The sequence below is a fragment of the Mesorhizobium sp. M0522 genome (assembly GCF_040321085.1).
Lineage (GTDB): Bacteria > Pseudomonadota > Alphaproteobacteria > Rhizobiales > Rhizobiaceae > Mesorhizobium.
On the sequence record NZ_JAMYQW010000103.1, the window covers coordinates 1 to 700 of the forward strand.

At 64.4% G+C, this 700-nt stretch carries 2 protein-coding genes; both read right to left on the reverse strand.

The features are described 5' to 3' along the window. On the reverse strand, positions 1–440 hold a 440-nt coding region (locus NKI58_RS35460), incomplete at its 3' end, for an IS91 family transposase (RefSeq protein WP_352854542.1). A gap of 10 nt (positions 441–450) precedes the next feature. After that, positions 451–700, reverse strand: a 250-nt coding sequence (locus tag NKI58_RS35465; RefSeq protein ID WP_352854544.1) for a tyrosine-type recombinase/integrase, incomplete at its 5' end; no start/stop codon positions are given.

Consider the following 700-nt stretch of genomic DNA (forward strand, 5'->3'; position numbering starts at 1 on the left):
GCGGTGATGCCGATGCGGGCGCCGAGATGTTTTGGATCGGCGGCGATGGTGAGCATCGCTTCCGAGGCGGCGCGGAACAACAGGTCGTAGATCACCGCCTTGTTGGGATAGGCGATGTCGGCGATCTCGGCCGGCAGCGTGAAGACGATGTGGAAGTAGCCGACCGGCAAGAGATCGGCCTCGCGTGCGGCGAGCCATTCCCTTGCCGCCGCGCCTTGGCACCTTGGACAGTGTCTATTCCTGCAGCTGTTATACGCAATGCGACTGTGGCCGCAGTCCTCGCACGCCTCGACATGACCGCCAAGCGCCGCGGTGCGGCAGGTCTCGATCGCCGACATCACCTTCAGCTGGCCGAGGCTCAAGTGGCCGGCCTGGGCCGCGCGCCAGGCGGCACCATGGCGATGGAAGATGTCGGCGACCTCCAGGGACGGGCGGCGCACCGTCGCCGCGTTATCTGTCCGGTCGTATCTCGCCCTCTGTGAGCAGGCTGATCCGGTCGAGCGGACTCATCACGGTGTGGATCGTCTTGGTGGCGACATGGGCATAGAGCGCGGTCGTATCAATTTTGGCATGGCCGAGCAGAACTTGGATGACGCGAATGTCGACGTCCTGCTGCAGGAGATGTGTGGCGAAGGAATGCCTCAGGGTGTGCGGCGTTACCCGCTTTTTGATCTCGGCGGCCTCCGCCGCGGCATGAACG